Source organism: Pseudomonas sp. NFACC39-1, from assembly GCF_900110355.1.
Taxonomy (GTDB): domain Bacteria; phylum Pseudomonadota; class Gammaproteobacteria; order Pseudomonadales; family Pseudomonadaceae; genus Aquipseudomonas; species Aquipseudomonas tehranensis.
In genome coordinates this window covers 40,752-59,396 of the sequence record NZ_FODL01000006.1, presented here as the reverse complement: position 1 = coordinate 59,396, position 18,645 = coordinate 40,752, and the positions used below count along the sequence as shown (strand labels likewise).

Annotated in this window: 17 protein-coding genes; 7 read left to right on the top strand and 10 right to left on the bottom strand. The window is 62.1% G+C overall.

All coding sequences use genetic code 11. The annotated features are described in order from the left end of the window. Positions 1 to 42: 42 nt before the first annotated feature. Entirely contained in the window at positions 43 to 777 is a 735-nt protein-coding gene (locus tag BMY45_RS14465; protein ID WP_092398697.1) for an SDR family NAD(P)-dependent oxidoreductase, read from the bottom strand. Positions 778 to 1,074: 297 nt separating this feature from the next. Further along, positions 1,075 to 1,281 carry a tautomerase family protein gene (locus BMY45_RS14460; RefSeq protein WP_092398695.1) on the bottom strand — a complete coding sequence of 69 codons (207 nt, stop codon included), beginning with the start codon at positions 1,279 to 1,281 and terminating at the stop codon, positions 1,075 to 1,077. A 127-nt stretch (positions 1,282 to 1,408) separates the two neighbouring features. Between BMY45_RS14460 and BMY45_RS14455 the strand changes: the two genes are divergently transcribed. Then, positions 1,409 to 2,332, top strand: coding sequence for a LysR family transcriptional regulator (locus tag BMY45_RS14455; RefSeq protein WP_092398693.1), 924 nt, complete (start codon positions 1,409 to 1,411; stop codon positions 2,330 to 2,332). Positions 2,333 to 2,514: 182 nt separating this feature from the next. On the opposite strand, the gene BMY45_RS14450 is transcribed toward BMY45_RS14455, so the two are convergent. Then, complete coding sequence (locus tag BMY45_RS14450) at positions 2,515 to 2,949, bottom strand: nuclear transport factor 2 family protein (protein ID WP_092398691.1); 435 nt, start codon at positions 2,947 to 2,949, stop codon at positions 2,515 to 2,517. A gap of 146 nt (positions 2,950 to 3,095) precedes the next feature. After that, positions 3,096 to 3,992: a LysR family transcriptional regulator gene (locus BMY45_RS14445; protein WP_092398689.1), complete on the bottom strand. Its 897-nt coding sequence runs from the start codon at positions 3,990 to 3,992 to the stop codon at positions 3,096 to 3,098. A 107-nt stretch (positions 3,993 to 4,099) separates the two neighbouring features. Between BMY45_RS14445 and BMY45_RS14440 the strand changes: the two genes are divergently transcribed. The 4 genes from BMY45_RS14440 (at position 4,100) to nahK (ending at position 10,918) form a co-directional block, all read left to right on the top strand. Next, positions 4,100 to 5,374 carry a glucarate dehydratase family protein gene (locus BMY45_RS14440; protein ID WP_092398687.1) on the top strand — a complete coding sequence of 425 codons (1,275 nt, stop codon included), beginning with the start codon at positions 4,100 to 4,102 and terminating at the stop codon, positions 5,372 to 5,374. Between the two features lie 282 nt (positions 5,375 to 5,656). After that, the gene (locus BMY45_RS14435) at positions 5,657 to 6,841 is read left to right on the top strand and encodes a porin (protein WP_092398685.1); all 1,185 of its coding nucleotides are present in this window, start codon (positions 5,657 to 5,659) and stop codon (positions 6,839 to 6,841) included. 341 nt (positions 6,842 to 7,182) lie between these two features. Next, positions 7,183 to 8,346, top strand: coding sequence for a nitric oxide-sensing protein NosP (nosP, locus tag BMY45_RS14430; RefSeq protein ID WP_092398683.1), 1,164 nt, complete (start codon positions 7,183 to 7,185; stop codon positions 8,344 to 8,346). After that, positions 8,276 to 10,918 (top strand): hybrid sensor histidine kinase/response regulator NahK/ErcS', encoded by a 2,643-nt coding sequence (nahK, locus tag BMY45_RS14425; protein ID WP_092398681.1) that lies wholly within the window; start codon positions 8,276 to 8,278, stop codon positions 10,916 to 10,918. The genes nosP and nahK overlap by 71 nt, the downstream gene beginning before the upstream one ends. A 180-nt stretch (positions 10,919 to 11,098) precedes the next feature. Here the strand turns inward: nahK and BMY45_RS14420 are convergent, their stop codons facing one another. The 6 genes from BMY45_RS14420 to BMY45_RS14395 form a co-directional block, all read right to left on the bottom strand. Further along, positions 11,099 to 11,764 carry a response regulator transcription factor gene (locus BMY45_RS14420; protein ID WP_092399330.1) on the bottom strand — a complete coding sequence of 222 codons (666 nt, stop codon included), beginning with the start codon at positions 11,762 to 11,764 and terminating at the stop codon, positions 11,099 to 11,101. Between the two features lie 56 nt (positions 11,765 to 11,820). Further along, entirely contained in the window at positions 11,821 to 12,354 is a 534-nt protein-coding gene (locus BMY45_RS14415; protein ID WP_092398679.1) for a PQQ-dependent catabolism-associated CXXCW motif protein, read from the bottom strand. Between the two features lie 251 nt (positions 12,355 to 12,605). After that, entirely contained in the window at positions 12,606 to 13,397 is a 792-nt protein-coding gene (locus BMY45_RS14410) for an ABC transporter permease (protein ID WP_092398677.1), read from the bottom strand. Next, the gene (locus tag BMY45_RS14405; RefSeq protein WP_092398675.1) at positions 13,394 to 14,122 is read right to left on the bottom strand and encodes an ABC transporter ATP-binding protein; all 729 of its coding nucleotides are present in this window, start codon (positions 14,120 to 14,122) and stop codon (positions 13,394 to 13,396) included. The genes BMY45_RS14410 and BMY45_RS14405 overlap by 4 nt, the downstream gene beginning before the upstream one ends. Then, the gene (locus BMY45_RS14400) at positions 14,119 to 15,108 is read right to left on the bottom strand and encodes a YVTN family beta-propeller repeat protein (protein ID WP_092398673.1); all 990 of its coding nucleotides are present in this window, start codon (positions 15,106 to 15,108) and stop codon (positions 14,119 to 14,121) included. The genes BMY45_RS14405 and BMY45_RS14400 overlap by 4 nt, the downstream gene beginning before the upstream one ends. 31 nt (positions 15,109 to 15,139) lie before the next feature. Further along, positions 15,140 to 16,324 carry an ABC transporter substrate-binding protein gene (locus BMY45_RS14395; protein WP_092398671.1) on the bottom strand — a complete coding sequence of 395 codons (1,185 nt, stop codon included), beginning with the start codon at positions 16,322 to 16,324 and terminating at the stop codon, positions 15,140 to 15,142. Positions 16,325 to 16,704: 380 nt separating this feature from the next. Between BMY45_RS14395 and BMY45_RS14385 the strand changes: the two genes are divergently transcribed. Both BMY45_RS14385 and BMY45_RS14380 read left to right on the top strand, forming a co-directional pair. Further along, entirely contained in the window at positions 16,705 to 17,961 is a 1,257-nt protein-coding gene (locus BMY45_RS14385; RefSeq protein ID WP_092398667.1) for a HAMP domain-containing sensor histidine kinase, read from the top strand. Beyond that, positions 17,961 to 18,599, top strand: coding sequence for a response regulator (locus BMY45_RS14380; protein WP_092398665.1), 639 nt, complete (start codon positions 17,961 to 17,963; stop codon positions 18,597 to 18,599). The genes BMY45_RS14385 and BMY45_RS14380 overlap by 1 nt, the downstream gene beginning before the upstream one ends. Positions 18,600 to 18,645 lie beyond the last annotated feature (46 nt).

Here is an 18,645-nt window from a genome sequence, read left to right as displayed (position 1 = left end):
TCATGAAAACCCCGCAGGTTCTGCCTGCGGGGTTTTTCTTTTTCACCACTTGCCCGTGCTCATCCCACCGTCCACCGGCAAAATCGCGCCGGTCGTGAAATCAGCGCCTGCCAGGTACAGCACCGCTTCGGCGATTTCCTTGATGGTGCCCACACGACCGGCCGGGGCCAGGTTGTTGAGAAACTCACGATGGGCCGGGTCATGCATGGGCGTGTCAATGATGCCCGGTGCAACCGCGTTGACCTTGATGTTATGAGGCGAAAGCTCCAGCGCCAGGGCACGGGTCATCTGGTTGACCCCGCCCTTGATCAACACCGGCAGCGCCGCCGGCACCTGGATATTGGGTTGCAGGGCCACGGCGGCGGAGATGTTGATGATGAACCCCTGCTGACGACCGATCATGTGCGCGGCCGCCGCCTGGCTGGCGTAGACCAGCCCCTTGAGGTTGGTGTCCAGCAGCGCTTCCAGGTCCTGGGGGCTGTATTCAATGAAGGGCTTTGGCAGGAAGAAACCGGCGTTGTTCACCAGCCCGTCAACGGCGCCGAAGACCTCGATGGCTTTGGCTATAAGTGTGGTTGAAGTGGCCGGGTCAGCAATGTCACCGGCCACGCCAAGGAAATTCGCCGGATGGCCGAGCTGTTGCGCGGCGCTGTCCAGGCCGGACTGGGAGCGGGCATTGCCCACCACGTTATAGCCGCGATCCAGGAACGCCTGGACCAGACCCAGGCCGATGCCGCTGGAAGCGCCGGTGATGATGACGGTTTTGTTGAGGTTCATGATGGGACTCCTGATCAATTGAATTGAAACCGTTGCGCCGATGTTGGCGGTGGTTGGGATCAGGGTATTGATGCGCTTGGGTTTGATAAACCGGGGTTCTGGTATTTGAGTTGATACCTGATGTAAACAATTGTTTGATCACCACACAGCTAGTGTGGGAGCGGGCTTGCTCGCGAATGCGGTGGGTCAGCCACCGAAGTTTTGACTGATACACCGCTTTCGCGAGCAAGCCCGCTCCCACAGGGTTTATCACCAGGTACAAAAAAGCCCGGTCAGTTGGACCGGGCTCAGAGGGCGTTATTCCTTCGGAATACTTCGATACTCGGTCGTGGTCATACCCGCATACCCCCAGTTATCCGTATCGACCTCCTCTATCACGATGTGGGTCAAGTGCGGGTCCTTGCCCAGCACGCGCTGAAGGGTTTCGGTGATCTCGGAAATGACCTGGGCTTTCTGCTCGCGAGTGACGCCGTCGCGGGTAATACGCACATTGACGAAAGGCATGAGGCACTCCTGTTGATGAGAAATAAGCGCAGGAGGGTTCCCGCGCCACGAGGGCCACTATATTTATCCGCCTGCGGCTGATAAACAGGTGTCTGGAATCTTCAGTTGATACGCGGTGTAACGAATCATGAAGCGGCATTTCGAAGACCTGCAATTGGGCAGCATAGAACTGTTTTGCTTGGCGGCGGAGGCAGGGAGTTTCACCGCAGCGGCCCAGCTTGCCGGTGTGACTCCAGCGGCAGTGAGCCGCTCGATCTTTCGCCTGGAAGAGCGCCTGGGTTCACGACTTTTCGTGCGTACCACCCGCAGCATCCGCCTGACGGAAGCCGGCAGGACCTACTTCGAGCAATGCCGCCAGGCGTTAACGCAACTGGTGGAGGCGCAACAGCAAATGATGGGCGCGCAAGCGGTGCCGTCCGGGCAACTGCGCATCAGCCTTCCCACCACTTACGCTCATCACCGGATCCTGCCGCTGCTGCCGGCATTTCGGGCTCTGTACCCACAAGTGACCGTGGACCTTCACCTGAGCAACCGCAACATTGACTTTGTGGCCGAGGGTTATGACCTGGCGATTCGGGTGCGGGCCCAACCGGACTCCTCCTTGATCGCCCGGCTGCTGGAAGACGCGAAACTGGTGGTGGTCGCGTCCCCAGATTACTTGCGCAAGGCCGGCACGCCGCAGGTCCTTGAAGACCTGGACGATCACGAGTGCATCCAGTTCGAATTGCCCAGCAGCGGGCGGCGGATTTCCTGGCTGTTCAATGTCGAAGGCAAGGAAAAGGAGGTGTTCGGCGAAGGGGGTTATTGCTGTTCGGACGATGTGCTCGGCGGCGTGACGCTGGCCAAACATGGCGCCGGCTTGTTCCAGACCTACAAATTCATCGTGGAGCAGGAGCTGGCCAATGGGCAATTGGTGGAGGTACTTGCGCCTTTCGCGGGGCGCTCACGTCCGTTCACCTTGCTGTATCCCCACGGTCGGTACGTGCCGCAGCGGGTGCGCGCCTTTGTCGATTTCCTGCTGCAGTACCGGGAGCAGTGGGCCGGAGCCTGAAGCAAGGCGTCAGGGCAGAGCAGACATCCTTGTGGCGAGGGAGCTTGCTCCCGCTGGGCTGCGTAGCGGCCCCTTTTTTGCGGTCGCTTCACAACCGAGCGGGAGCAAGCTCCCTCGCCACAATGGATCACCTGAGGCTCAAATAACGCGCTTGCCGCAGAGGTGCCCGGCCTAGCCCGGTATCAGAACCGAAACGCCTGTCGCCCAATCAGCAACCACTTGCCATTCTTCTGCTTCTGCCAGGTCTGAAAGTTCTCGATTTCCGTCGGAACCACTTCAGTACCTTTGAGCGCCTGGGCGGAGAAGTGGTGGCGCACCAGGGCCACATCGCCTGACAGGGTGATTTGCTGATCCTTCATTTCCAGGGTCTTGAACGCGCTCTTGCCGGTTTCGATGTCGGCAATGAAGGCTTTCTTGTCCTGAATCTTCCCGCTGGAGTGCCCGTAGGTCAGGTTTTCGGCGGCCAGTGCCTGGAGTTGTGGGATGTCTTTGTGCAGCATGGCTTGGGTCAGATGGTCGACGGCCTGGGCCACTTCCTGCTCGGCCGGTGAAGAGGCCGCCACTACGTAGCCGCTGAACAGGCACAGAAAGCTGATGACCAATGTGGCTTTTTTCATGGGTATTTCCTTATTTTTGTAGGTATCGGAGCGGATGAGCGTTTTAGGCTGATCTCATCGGTCATCGTACAACTTGTTTGAGTGGGCGGGAATAGGCCGTCAAGTTTGGTTAGTGTGGCGAGGGGCGACATCGGTAGGCTTCAGATTCAGAGACCCTCCCGAACCGCGCCGCGAATGCCCTCCAGCAACATGGCAAACGCCGGGTTGTCATTGTCCTGGCGCCATACCAGGTGCAACTCGCTCTGTACCCCTTCGCCCAGATCGATCTCACGAAACACCACCTGCCTGAACACCACGCTGGTGGCACAGCGGGGCACGAGCGCCAGACCCATGCCAGCGTTGACCAGCGCCAGGATCGTCAGCGAGGACCCCAGCCATTGCACGAACTGCGGCGCGACGCGGGCTGAGCGCAGCATGCCGGTGAGCAGTTCGTTGAACGGTGGGTAGGCGGAGTGGGAGTACATCAGGAAGGGTTCACCGTCGAGGTCCTCGACGCCCACCGAATCGGCACTGGCCAGCGGATGACCCGCCGGCACGGCCAGGACGAAGGGTTCGCGCACCAGGCACTCGGTGGCGTAGCCGGTTTCCAGCAGGGGTGAGCGGACGATCCCCAGGTCGATGCGGCGGGCACGCAGGGCCTCGTGCTGCTGGTAAGTGTTCATCTCCGACAGGACGATTTTTACCTGGGGTTGTTTCAAGCGGGCTTCGGCGATGACCTTGGGCAGAAACTCATACACCGCACTGCCGACGAAGCTGATGGTGACCGAGCCGATGTCGCCCTGGGCAAACCGCTTGGCGGCCACGGCGGCTTGTTGCGCCTGCTCCAGAAGGTTCTGTGCTTCGATGAAAAACGCCCGCCCGGCGGCCGTGAGCGCCACGCTGCGAGTGCTGCGGGTGAACAGTTCGACACCCAGGTGATGTTCCAGCAACTGGATCTGCCGGCTCAGCGGAGGCTGGGTCATGTTCAGACGTTCGGCGGCGCGACGGAAGTTGAGTTCGGTCGCCACCGTGGTGAAGCAGCGTAGCTGGGCCAGTTCAAACATTGATTCAATCCAGGTATCAATCAAGTGCCAAGTTAGATTAGACGGGAACAATACCCTCCGTCCATCATCCTCCCGTCCTCTACAAAAACAATGATCGGAGCCGCTGCATGAAGATCACCCGCGTCACCGTCACACCCATCGCCTTTCGCGATCCGCCGTTGCTCAATGCCAGCGGTATTCATGAGCCCTACGCGCTGCGTTCGATCATCGAGATCGAGAGCGACAACGGTTACATCGGCCTGGGAGAGAGTTACGGCGATGCGCCGGCCCTGGCGATCCAGCAGCAATTGCAAAGCCAGCTGATCGGGCTGGACCCGTTTAACCTCAACCAGTTGCGGGCCATCGTCCAGGCCACCGTCGCCGCTCACCGGCCCGCCAGTGTTGCCGGTGCGGAGCTGGCACCGGGTTCCCATGCGAGCAAGGCGGTGAGTAATGCTTACTCGGCGTTTGAGGTGGCCTGCCTGGACCTGCAAGCCCATTACCTGAACGTGCCGCTGGTGGATCTGCTGGGCGGGGCGATTCGGGATGAGATCCCGTTCAGCGCCTATCTGTTTTTCAAATATGCCGAACACGTCGATTCGCCCTATCCGCCGGACAGTTGGGGCGAGGCGCTCAACGAACAGCAAATCGTCGCTCAGGCCCGGCGCATGATCCAGGACTATGGCTTCAAGAGCATCAAGCTCAAAGCCGGCACCCTGGAGCCGGAACACGAAGTGGCCTGCATCAAGGCGTTGAAACAGGCCTTCCCCGGTTACCCGCTGCGCATCGACCCCAATGGCAACTGGTCGCTGGAAACCTCCATTCGCATGGCCGAGCTGCTGGGTGATGACCTGCAATATTACGAAGACCCGACGCCGGGGCTTGAGGGAATGGCCGAACTGCACAGACGCACGGGCCTGCCGCTGGCGACCAATATGGTGGTCACCGATTTCGACGAATTCCGTCGTAGCGTGGCGCTGAACAGCGTGCAGATCGTCTTGGCCGACCACCATTACTGGGGTGGGCTGCGAGACACCCAGGCGCTGGCGAAAATGTGCGACACCTTTGGCCTGGGGGTATCGATGCATTCGAACTCCCACCTGGGCATCAGCCTGATGGCCATGGCCCACGTGGCGGCTGCGGTGCCGAACCTGGACTATGCCTGTGATACCCACTACCCATGGCAGGAGCCGGATGAAGAAGTGATCAAGGGCGGCAAGCTGCCGATTGTCGATGGCTGCGTGAAAATCACCCGCGCACCGGGGCTTGGGCTGGAGCTGGACCGCGATCAACTGGGCAAACTGCATGAGCAGTTCCTCAGTTGCGGCATCCGCCAGCGCGACGATGTGCGGCAGATGCAGCGCTACAAGCCAGACTGGAAAACCGTCAAGCCGAGGTTCTGAGCCAATGATCCTGTGGGAGCGAGCCTGCTCGCGATGGCGTTGGGTCAGCAGCGTCTATGGTGGCTGACACACCGCCATCGCGAGCAGGCTCGCTCCCACCTTAGTTTCAGGGTTAGGCCCTAAGTATTGCCCCTCCGTCACATCGTAGTCTTACACCCAAACTGCCGCGCCGGGCCGGCGCTGCCAAAGCATCCGCCAATTGCCTCCAAGGCAGCGTATGACGCGGCCTGACGCCTTTCGATAATCGCCTCCGACATCCCGTCTCATGTTGCGGAGCGCGCCATGCACAACAATAAAAACACCCGCCAACGTTTTTTGCCTGCGGTCATCGCCGGTCTTTCGACCCTGGGCCTGACGCCCTGGGCCCAGGCCGAAATCATGCTGTATGACAAGGACCAGACCACCTTTTCCACCGACGGTTACATCAACGCCTTTTACGTCAACAGCGATGTTGACCGGGCAGGGGAGCAGTTCGATCGCCGGCAGGCGCGGGTCAAGATGGGCTTCTTGCCCAACTACCTGGGCTTCAACATGGGCAAGCAGGTCGATGACCTCAAGCTCGGCGCCCGCGCCTCGTTCTGGGTGACCATCAACGACAGCGAAACCAACGGCACCGACACCGCCATTGACGTGCGACAGTTCTACGGCACCGTGGCCAACCCAGAATGGGGCGAAGTGTTGATCGGCAAGGACTTCGGTCTGTTTGCCCGCTCCAACATTCTGCTGGACGAGTTGCTGGCCGGGTACGGGCAGGTCAGCGACACCCTCGGGCTGGTGGACGGCGGCGGCGTGTCGTTCGGCAACATCGGCAGCGGCTATCCTTATCCATTCCCCACTTCGCAGATCACCTACCGCACGCCGGTGATGGACGGGCTGCGGGTGGCGGTGGGCATCATGGACCCGGTGGACACCAACGACAGCAGCGCCACCGGCAAGGCCTACCAGGAGAATCCGCGCACTGAAAGCGAGGTGACCTACCAGTTCGACCTGGGCGGGGCGAAGATCTATAGCTGGCTCAACGGCAGCTACCAGACCTCGGACAACACCGACACCGCGGTCGATTCAGTGACCTCCAAAGGCCTGGGCTATGGCGTACAGGCGAAGATGGGCGGGCTGTCGCTCACCGGTTCCGGGTTCCAGGCCAAGGGCATCAACCCGTTCTTCACCAACAACGCCGGCGAAGCGACGTTGCGCAATGTCGACAGCACCGGCTACCTGATGCAGGGCTCTTACAAACTGGGCAAGAACCGCCTGGCGCTGTCCTACGGCAAGACCGAGGACGACGGCAATGGCGTGGTGGGCAGCGGTGCCGACTATGAAACCCGCGGCATTGCGCTGTTCCATGACGTCAACGACAACCTCAAGCTTGTGGCCGAGTACAACCAGTTCGAAATCGACGGCCACGACACCAGCGCCCAGAACGAAGACACCGACACCTTTGCGGTGGGGGCGGTGTTGACCTGGTAAAGATGATCCATCGGGGGCAGTGCACAACCCTGTGGTGAGGGGATTTATCCCCGCTGGGCCGCGAAGCGGCCCTAACCCAGCCAGTGCGTTGTACTGGGCACACCGAGGTGCCAGGTATTGGGGGTTGCTACGCAACCCAGCGGGGATAAATCCCCTCGCCACAAGAGCATTCCAACCGAAGCCCCGGGTTTTTTGTGGTGGCCCCTGCCGTGCGCATCGCGGCAGGGGCCGCCACTGTTCTCCTCCCATGGAAGCGTCTACCCGCTACCCAAGTAGCATTCGTGGGCCGGGCGCGACTTCGTACACTCAAGGCTCCTGTCACGCACCCGTCGGAGGCGAAGATGCTAAAGGCCCAGAGCGAAGGTGTGATAAGCGCCATGTCCCAGGCAACGGACGTCCAGCAGGTTGCCCAGGAATTGGCGCGGCAGTTGCTGCACCCGCATTTGGGTTTCGTGCTGTTTTTCTGCTCCGCTGAATACGACTTACCGGCGCTTGGCCAGGCGCTCTCACAGAGTTTCGGTGGGATTCGCTTGGTGGGCTGCACCAGCGCTGGAGAAATCACCAGCCAAGGCTATGGCCGCAACTGCGTCACAGCGGTGGGTTTCGATCATCGGCATTTTTCCATTGCCGCCGAGCTGATCGGTGAAATGGAGCACTTCAGCCTGATCGACGCCCAGCAAATGGTCGAACGCCTGGCCGGCGGTTGCCGCAGCAATGCGCTGGCACCGATCAAGGGCCACAGCTTTGCCCTGACCTTGCTCGATGGCTTGTCCAGTCGCGAGGAGATGGTGCTGGCGGCGCTGAGCGCGGCACTGGGGGACATTCCGCATTTCGGTGGTTCGGCCGGCGACGACAACTACCTGACTCACACCCACGTGTACTACGAAGGTCAGTTCCACAGCGGCGCGGCCGTAGTGGTGCTGGTCAACACCTGGCTGGATTTCGAGGTGTTCACCACCCATCACATTCTGCCCCGGGAGGAGAAACTGGTGGTGACCGGAGCCGACAGCACCTCTCGGCGGGTTTACGAGCTCAACGCCGAGCCCGCCGCCGAGGAATATGCCCGACACATCGGCGTGCCGGTGAACGCCCTGGACTATCGGGTGTTCGCCGCCCATCCGCTGGCGGTGCGCATCAACGACCAGTATTACGTGCGGGCCATCCAGCAGGTACACCCGGACCTGAGCCTGAGTTTTTACTGCGCGGTGGAGAACGGCATCGTGCTCACGGCCATGACCCCGGGTCCTTTGCTGCACAACCTGCAAGAACTGTTCAGCGGCTTGCAGGCGCGTCTGGGTGACTTGCTGCTGACCATCGGCTGTGACTGCTTCCTCAGGCGCCTGGAGCTGGAAGATCGCGGCGGCCTGGAGCAGATCGGCCAGTTCCTGCGCGACCATCGCGTGATGGGCTTCAACACCTACGGAGAACAGTTCAATGGCATGCATATCAACCAGACCTTCACCGGAGTTGCCATTGCCCGCCATCGCGTCCCCGGCCATCGCTGAGCTGCAAGCGCAGATCGAGAGCCTGCAGCACGAAAACCGCAAACTGCGGCGGATCAACGACGCTTTGATCGAACGGGTGGAGTCCGGCGTGACCCGGGGCAACGACCCGTATGCGGCGTTCCAGCATTCAGTGGTGCTGGCCGAGCAGGTTCGCGAGCGCACCGACGCCCTGAACCAGGCCATGGCCGAACTCAAGGCCGGCAATCACCTGCTGGGCGAAGCGCGGCTGCGCGCCGAAACCGCCCATCGGCACCTGATCGATGCCATTGAGAGCATTTCCGACGCGTTTGTGCTGTTCGACGAACAACAACGCATCGTCCTGTTCAACAGCCGCTTCAAGGCGTTTTGGGCCCACAGTCGTGTGCGCATTATCGCCGGGATGCGCATTTCCGAGGTCAAGCGACTGATGACCGCCAACGGGTTATTCAGCGAAGAACCTCGCGGCCAGGCCGATGAGCATGTGCTGTACCGCTTGCAGAACGGGCGCTGGCTGCAGGTCAGCGAGCGGCCCACCCAGGAAGGTGGACGGGTGATCCTGTTCACCGACATCACCGACGTCAAACTTAGCGAAACCGTGCGTCGCGAACAGGCTATCGCGCAGAAATCCCACCTGTTGCAGCGTGCGGTGGACAACCTGTCCCAGGGTGTGGCCATGGTCAATGCCCAAGGGGTGCTGGAGCTGTGGAACCGGCGCTTCCTGGAGCTCAGCGGCTTGGCGCCAGTGGCGGCCCATCGGCCGTTCAGCGAGGTGATCGCCGACAGCGAACTGCAATTGTTGACCCCGGCCAGTCGCGACAGCAACGGCCGGCTCATTCATGAAAGCGAGCAGCGTCTGTCGGATGGCCGGGTCCTGGAGATTCGCACCCATCCGCTACCCACCGGCGGCTACGTCAACACCTTCACCGACATCACCGAGCGCTACCAGCACGCCGAGGCCCTGAGCGAAAGCGAGCGCTGGATCCGCCTGATCACCGACCACGTGCCGGCGCTGATTGCCTATCTCAATGCCGACCTGGTCTACGAATTCACCAACAAGGTTTACGAGCAATGGTATTGCTGGCCCCGGGGCGTGATGCTCGGTCAGAGCCTGCGCGAGGCCCACAGCGAACAGCATTACCAGCGCCTGGAGGCTTACGTGGCCCGCGCCTTGGCCGGGGAGAGTGTGACGTTCGAGTTTGCCGAAACCAATATCAACAACCAGGAGCGTTATATGCTGCGCTCCTACGTGCCCAACCGGCTGGCCAACGGTGAAGTGGTGGGGATCTTCGTACTGATCCGCGACATCACCGAACGGCGTCGCACCGCCGAGGCGCTGCACCAGGCCTACCAGAACCTGGAACAGCGCGTTCAGGAGCGCACCGCCGAACTGACCACCCTCAATGATCAGCTATTGCGCGAAATTGACGAGCGCAGCCGGGTGGAGTTGCGCTTGCGCGAGGCCAAGCGCGAGGCCGAGCAGGCCAACCTGTCGAAAACCAAATTCCTCGCGGCGGTCAGTCATGACCTGCTGCAACCGCTCAACGCCGCGCGGCTGTTCACCAGCGCCTTGCTCGAGCGCCGTGAGCCGGTGGCGAACGCACAACTGGTGCGCAACGTCAGCCACTCGTTGCAGGACGTGGAAAACCTCTTGGGCACGCTGGTGGACATTTCCAAGCTCGATGCCGGGGTGATCAAGGCCGATATCGCGCCGTTCGCCCTCAGCGAGTTGCTCGACAACCTGGCCGCCGAATACGTCCAGGTGGCGCGCAGTGAGGGGCTGGAACTGCACTTTGTGCCGTGTTCGGCCCTGGTGCGCAGCGACATGCAGTTGCTGGCGCGGATCCTGCGCAATCTGCTGAGCAATGCCATTCGCTATACCCCCAGCGGACGGGTGGTGTTGGGCTGTCGCCGGCACCGTCAACGCCTGTCCATCCAGGTCTGGGACAGCGGCATCGGCATTGCCGAAAACCGTCTGGAGGAGATCTTCCAGGAGTTCAAGCGCGGCGATGTGCAGCGCCCGGATCAGGATCGAGGGTTGGGTCTGGGGCTGGCGATCGTCGAGAAAATCGCTGGGATCCTTGGGCACCGGATCCAGGTGCGTTCATGGCCAGGCAAGGGCTCGGTGTTCTCCATCGACGTGCCCCTGAGCGCCACCGCGCCCAAACCATTACCGATCCTTACGATGAGCGAGCCGATGCTTGAGCGCTTGCGCGGGGCCCGGATCTGGGTGCTGGATAACGACGCGGCCATCTGCGCCGGCATGCGTACGCTGCTGGAAGGGTGGGGGTGTAGTGTGGTGACTGCACTGTCGGAGCAGGACCTGGCGCGCCAGGTGGACAACTACCATGCCGAGGCCGACCTGCTGATTGCCGACTATCACCTGGACAACGAGCAGAACGGCGTCGACGCCGTGGCCCGGATCAACGCCCGCCGGGCCTCGGCGATCCCGGCCATGATGATCACCGCCAACTACAGCAACGAACTCAAGCAGCAGATCCGCGAACGCGGCCACACCCTGATGCACAAGCCGGTGCGGCCGATGAAGCTGAAGATTGCGATGAGTCACCTGTTGGGCCAGCCCCCGAACCATTGATTCGGACACCGTTTGTGGCGAGGGGATTTATCCCCGCTGGGGCGCGAAGCGACCCTAAAACCTGACAACTCGGGCCGCCTGACAGATCCTGGGGGCTGCTTCGCAGCCCAGCGGGGATAAATCCCCTCGCCACAGGAAAGTGTTAACCATGTCCCCCGGTCCAAACAGTGGGGGACCGGTTCAACGCCGCAGATAAGCCCCGAAATCAATGTCCCCGGCACTGAGAATCGCCTGCACCCGATTGTGCACATTGAGCTTGCGCAGGATGGCCGAGACGTGAGCCTTGACCGTGGTTTCGGCGATCTCCAGCGTGTAGGCGATCTGTTTGTTCGACTCACCCTTGGTCATGCGTTCCAGCACCAGCAGTTGCTTGCGGGTCAGGGCCTGGAGCAGCTCGGGCGCAAAGGCCGGGGTTTCGTTCAGGCGCCGGCCCATCGGGCTTTTTTGCGTGCGGATGATGTCCGGCGGCAGGTACACGTTGCCGTTGAGGATCTGCTCGATGGCGTCGGTCATTTGCGAGCGCGGTGAGGACTTGGTGATGAACCCCACCGCGCCATAGGTGATGGCTTGCAGCACCACCTGCTTGTCCTGCTCGGCGGAGACAATCACCACCGGGATGGTCGGCGCCTCGTTGCGCAGGTTGATCAGGCCATTGAGGCCGTGCATGCCCGGCATGTTCAGGTCCAGCAGGATCAGGTCGAGGTCGTCGTGCTCGCGGGTCAGCACCAGGGCGCTGTCCAGGTCGGCGGTTTCCATCACCTCGCTGCCAGGAAAACCGTCGCTGATGACGTTGTGGATGGCTTCGCGAAACAGTGGGTGATCGTCGGCTATCAGGATTTTATACATGGCCATTCACCTCGTTATTGTCGTATGGGTGGGGCAGTCGCACGCACTCGTCTGGATCAGGGAAAGGGTTCGGGCCGGGCCGCTTGCACAGGCAGGTTGGCCGCTTCCCAGGCATCGAGGCCGTCGCGGTACCAATACAAGTGTTTATAGCCGATCGCGGCGGCGCGTTTTACCGCGTTCCAGCTCAACCAGCAATCAGAGCGGCAATAAAAGACCAGCGGTCGATCCGCGCGCCCGGCGGTGGCGTTGCGCAGGCTGCGGGTGAAGTAATCCTGCCAGATCGGGTCAAGGTCACCGTCGCCGGTATTGGCCAGCCACAGGCTGCCGGGAAGATTGGCGTGGGCTTCATTGTCGATGAAACGCCCCTGGACCCAGGGCCGGCGGTAGACGTCGATGAGGATTGGCGGCGGTGTTTGCAGCATCAGTTGTTGCACGGCCTGGGTATCGAGCGTCTGTGCGCCGTCCACAAGGGTGGGCGTCGGGCTGCGGTACTGGGCAATGCGATAGCCCTGCGCGGAGAACAGCGCAGTATCCGCCTGAGCCACATTCAGCGACAGGCCCAGCAAGACGATCACCAGCAAACGGGGCATAGGCATTTATCCTTTTTGTTATGCGCCCATTACATGCCAGGGTCGAGGTCTTGTGAATGCGACCATAGACAGGAAAACCGGTACTAAAGTAGTAATTTGAGGCTATGGACCCTGCACCGACCCCTGTGGGAGCGAGCCTGCTCGCGATGGCGGCGGATCATTGAGCAATGATGTTGACTGACACACCGCTATCGCGAGCAGGCTCGCTCCCACAGAGGGATTCCCACAGAAAGATATGCATGGCTGCGGGATCAACCGGTCTTGCGCAACGCCGCATGCTGCGGATTGAACGTCCACACCGCCAGCAGGGCGAAGAGCAGGGTCAAACCCAGGCACACCACCATCGCCAACAGGTTGAATTGCTCATACAGCGCAAAACGCACCAGTTCCACTCCATGGGTGAACGGGCTGAGCGCGCAGAGCCAATACAGCCAGACGCTGGCCTCCTGCATTTTCCACAGCGGATACAGCGCCGAGGACAGGAAGAACATCGGGAAGATCACGAAATTCATCACCCCGGCAAAGTTCTCCAGTTGCCGGATGGCATTGGACAGCAGCAAGCCCAGGGCGCTGAGCATCAGGGCCACCAGCAGCAGCGCCGGGAACGCCAGCACCAGGCCCATGGTCGGTGGCTGGATGCCGTACAGCCAGGCAATGGCGAGAAAGGCGTAGACCTGCAACAACGAGATCAGCGAGGTTGCCAGCAACTTGCTCGCCAGCAGGAAGGCCCGCGGCAGGGGGCTGGTGAGCAGCACGCGCATGCTGCCCATTTCCCGGTCATAGACCATCGACAGCGAACCCTGCATGCCATTGAACAACAGGATCATGCAGGCAAGGCCAGGCACGATGTACACCTCATAAGGGATGTAGGTGTCATAGGGGGCAATGATGGCAATGCCCAGTGCTGCACGAAAGCCGGCGGCGAACACCAGCAGCCACAGCAGCGGCCGCACCAGGGCGCTGAGAAAACGCGTGCGTTGCAGCACGAAACGCAGCCATTCACGCACCACGATGCCGCTGAAACATTGCCAATACGCGTTCATGGGTGAGCTCCCGCTGCGGTCAGGTGGGTGAAGGCCGAACCGAGGGTGCCGCCGTGTGCCTGGCTCACGGCGTCGGCGCGTGCGCTGGCGACGAGGCGGCCTTGATGCAGGATCAGCAGATCGTCGCTGGGCTGTACTTCGTCCAACAGGTGTGTGGTCCACAGCACGCTGATGCCCTCGCGGCACAACTGGCGCACGTGTTGATTCAGCGCCAGCCGGCTGGCCGGGTCCAGGCCGACGCTGGGTTCATCGAGCAGTAACAGACGCGGCTCATGCAGCAGCGCCCGGGCGATTTCCACCCGGCGACGATGGCCGCCATTGAGGGCACGCACGCGTTCGTGGCGCCGCTCGGTCAACGCCTGGCGGGCCAGTTCGGCGTCGATACGCACACGGCCCTGGCGCCGCGACAGGCCATGTAGCGCGACGTGGTAACGCAGGTTCTGCTCGACGCTCAGATCCAGGTCGAGGGTGCTCTGTTGGAACACCACACCCAACTGGCGCAGGGCCGGCCGCGGCGAAGCCTGCAACGAATGACCACCGACGCGCACTTCACCGCGCTGCACGTCGTACAGGCGCGTGAGCAAGGCAATCAGTGTCGATTTACCAGCACCGTTGGGTCCCAGCAACGCGGCGAAGCGCCCCGCTGCGAGGCTGAAACTCACCTGCCTGAGGGCTTCGCGCGCGCCATAGGCGAAGCTCAGGTCGCTGACCTCCAGAGCGTTCATGGCGTCACCACTACGCCCCAGGGATAACGCCCGACCTTCACCGACTTGAGCACTTTGCGGCTCTGCACGTCGATCACCGAAACATCGCCGCTGACGCCATTGGTGGCCAGCAGTTGGCGTTGATCGGGAGTGAATGCCAGTTGCCAGACACGCCGCCCCACCAGCAGGTAATCCAGCACTTCGAAGGTCTTGGCATCGATCACTGCCACGTGATTGGCCGGGCCCAGGGCGACGAAGGCGAATTTGCCATCGGCGCTGAGCTTGATGCCCACCGGCTGTACCTTGTCGGGGTGAACGCCCTTGATCTGGAACGTCAGCGTCTTGAGCACCTGGCGACTGGCGACATCGAGAATTGTCAGCGTGCCGCCGATTTCCGCCGAGGCCCAGAGCTGCGAACCGTCGCGACTGAATTCGACGAAACGCGGCCGCTGGTCCACCAGCGTGTTGTCGGCCAAGGTCTGGGTGCTGGTGTCGATCCAGTGCAGCATGTTGGTGGTTTCACTGGTGTTGACCGCCCATTTGCCATCGGGGCTGACGGCCATGCCTTCGGGCTCGACGCCGACGCCGATCTGGGCCAGCACTTCGGAGGTCTGGGTGTCGATCACCGTCACCAGGGCATCGTCCTCGTTGGAGACATAGAGCCAACGGTCATTGGGGTGCAAGGCGAACTGCTCCGGGTCCTTGCCGGAGGGCAATTCCTTGATGATCTTGCGGGTGGCGACGTCCATCACCTGGACCCGGTCCGAATCGCTGGCGCAGATGTACAGCAAGCGGTTGTCGTGGGACAGCAACAGGCCTCGGGGGCGTTGACCCACCGCCAGGGTCTCGATGACCTCCAGGCTCTGCATGTCGATCAGGCTCAGGCTGTTGTCTTTTTCATTGGAGACCCAGGCGATGCTGGCGGCGGCGGGGCCGGCGACGAGCAATGTCGCCGCCAGGGTGAGGGCCTGGCAAAGCAGGGCAGGTTGCAACAGCGAGCGGCACATGGCGGTTTCCTTATTGTTGTTCTGAAAGGGATCAGGGGTAGCGACAGCTCACTTCGGGTCGGTCATAGCCCAGGCTGTCCATTTCGTTGGTAGGGTGCAGGAAACCGTCCTGGGGCGAGGTGCTCACCAGCGCTCGTGGCTGAACCAGAGGAATCGGCTGACGCAGTTGCCCGTTCCATGGCCGGTAACTGAGCTTGCGGCCCTTGAAGCCGTCCAGCGGCAATTGCTCGCTCAGCGCCAGTTGGCGGATCGCAAATGGATCGTTCTGGCGCAGTTTGCTCACGGCGCTGGCGATGCTGCGCACGGCGATCCAGGCGGCGAAATCGCGATCATTCATCCAGCGCCCGGCCAAGGCTTCGAAGCGTTTTTGCAGCTGCGCCGCGCCGTAGGTTTCCACGGTCTTGTGCCAGGCGGTGGGGGTCAGGCCTTGCGTGCCGGCCACCGGACGCGGATACCAGGTCTGGTAGGGCACGTATTCGCCGAAGTCGCCGCGCTCGTCGGCCACCAGCACCACGTCGTATTCGGCGGTCTGGGTGAACAAAGGCATGTCGGCTTGGGCGCTGCGGCGCTGGTCGTTGTCGAACTGCCAGGCCTTTTCGGCGACAAGTTTCATGCCGAAGCGTTTCATGGCCCGGCGCAATGCCGCGGCGTAAGCCTGGTCTTGGGTTGTCTGGCCGACAATCAGCAAGGCCCGCTGCCATTTGCGTACGACGCTGAACTGCACCAGGGCATCGGCGAGCATCGCCCGGTCGGGCAGGCTATGCAGCACGTTGCCCAGGCAATCGGTGCTGCGCAGGCTGTCGTCGGCGCTGCCGGCGTTGAACAACAGGCTGTCGGGCAGGGCGGCACTGAGCTGGCGCAGGCTGGCGGACGGCGCGTTGACCACAAACAGCCGCAGGCCCTGCTCATGCTGCGCTCGGGCGGCCTGGAGCAAGGCTTCGGGGCTGTCGACGCTGGCGCTTTGCAGCCGGTAATCGTGCTTGAGAAAACGCCCGGTGCTGTTGCTGTCGATAATCGCCAGTTCAGCCCCGCGCAGCCCGGCATCGGCAGGCTCTTCAATCACGTTGGACAGCAGCGGCCCCGGGTCGGGGCGATACCCCAGGTAGCCGATGCGCACCTGCAGCGGCGCGGCGTCACCAGCCTGGACGGCGACCGGCAACCCGGCGCCGACTGCTGCGAGCAAAGGGATCAAGGCGTAACTGACGAGCCGGCGCATAACACCTCCATTTGCGGGTAGCGCCAGCATAGGAAGCCTGCGTCCTGGGGGAAATATGCAGAAAGTACCGCCGGGCCAGTACCAAGGTAGTAACCCGTTGTCGACGCCGGGGTTTTAGGATGCCATTCATCGTCATTCATCAGGAGCGGACAGACCGTGCGGATTCTCAAAGCCCTGCTGCTGCCGTTGTTGCTGATCTTGAGTCTGGTGGGCGTTGACCGATTGTCAGCGCAACCAAGGCTGTGCGGCGCAATGGTGGGAGCGGGCTTGCTCGCGAAGACGGCAGCACCCTCGACATCAATGCAAACTGATCCACCGCTTTCGCGAGCAAGCCCGCTCCCACAAAGGTTATGTGTTGGCCAGAGAACGGGGCGCTAACCATGTCAGCCCTCTGGCGAATCAACCTCGGGGTGACGGCGTTTTTCGCCTTGGTCACCCTGGCTTGTGCGGTCCTGTTGCTGCATCAAGCCACGGCCGATGTGAAACGCGAGCTGCAATCGGCCGAGTCCGTGGTGCATTACCTGAGTGAAACCGCCGAACGTAACCCGACCAGTCTCCAGTCGCGGCTGACCGGCAGTCTGCGTCATGTGCGGGTTCACTGGCTGGCGGCGGGGCAGATGCGCCCAGTGAATATCGAGGGCGGGGTGTCCGCCTGGTTTGACCGCTGGTTACTGGCCGACGATCCCGCTGCCGAGGTGGTGGATTTGCCCGACGGTCGTCGGGCCTGGATCGCGGTCGATCCTCGGGACGAAATCGAAGAAATCCTCGATTCCCTGGTGCAACTGCTGGGTGTCTGTGCGCTGGCGCTGTTGGTCAGCCTGCTGGTGATCCGTTGGGCGGTGCGCCGGGGCATGGGATTGCTTGATGAATTGCTGCAGGCCCTGCGTCAGGTCTCTGCCGGCGATCTGCAGGTGCGGCTGGCCGCTGACGCTATCCCGGAGGCCCGGCAACTGGCGGGGCATTTCAATCGCATGACCGCTGCCCTGGCCCAGGCACAGGCCGATAACACCCGGCTCACCCAAGCGCTGCTGGCCGTGCAGGAGCAGGAGCGCACGCACCTGGCCCGGACCCTGCATGACGACCTGGGCCAATATGTGGCGGGGATCCGCGCCCGGGCGTGCTTGCTGCGGCTGGTGATCGATCAGCCGCCGAAGCTGGAGCAGACCGTCAGCCAGCTTGAGGATCATTGCGAGCACCTGCAGCAGGGATTCCGTGCACTGGTGCAAGACCTGTATCCGGTGGTGCTGCAGCATCTGCCGCTGTCCGAGGCCATCGAACTGCTGGTGGCTCAGTGGCAACAAACCCAGGGCATCGCCTGTCAGTTACGGATCAACACGTCGTTGCCGCCGTTGTCCGGCTCGAACAAGACCCATCTGTACCGCCTGTTGCAAGAAGCGCTGACCAATGTCGTCCGGCATGCCGGCGCCACGCAGGTGCGGATTCGCTTGCAGCATCGGGCCGGGCGCTTGCGGTTGCTGGTGCGTGACAACGGCCGGGGAGCGACCGGGCCCCATCGAGCGGGCGTTGGCCTGCACTCGATGGCCGAGCGTGCCCGCAGCCTGGGTGGCGAACTGCGCGTCATCAGCCAGCCCGGCGCCGGTTGGGCGCTGGCCTTGAATATTCCCCTGGAGGCGTGATGAACATTTTGTTGGTGGACGATCATGCGGTGGTTCGGCAGGGCTATGCCAGCCTTTTGCGGGCGCTGATGCCGGACCTGCAAGTGCGGGAAGCCGCCACCGGTGAGGAGGCGTTGAGTCAGGTGCTGGAGCAGGTGCCTCACTTGGTGATCATGGACTTCGGCCTGCCCGGCATCAGTGGGCTGGAAACCACCCGCCGCCTGCGCCAGCGCCTGCCGCAACTGCGGGTGTTGTTCTTCAGCATGCACGATGAACTGCCGTTGGTCCGCCAGGCGCTGGACGCCGGTGCTGCGGGCTACCTGACCAAGAACTCGGCACCCCAGGTGCTGGTGGAAGCCGTGCGGCGGGTGTTGGCCGGCCATGCCTACATCGAGCAATCCCTGGCCACCCAGTTGGCCTGCGCCAGCACCCGGCACAACACCGACCCGCGCTTGCAATGCATGACCCAGCGCGAGCTGGAGATCTTCGTCATGCTCGCCAGGGGCACCCCGGCGCGCACCATTGCCGAACAGCTGTGCATCAGCGCCAAGACCGTGTCCAATCACTTGACGCTGCTCAAGAGCAAGCTGCAGGTCAGCTCCCATGCCGAACTGGTGCATTTGGGGATCGACATGGGCGTGGTGCGGGTGGCGGGGTGAATCCCGGAATCCTGAGCAATGCCCCATTTGTGGCGAGGGGATTTAT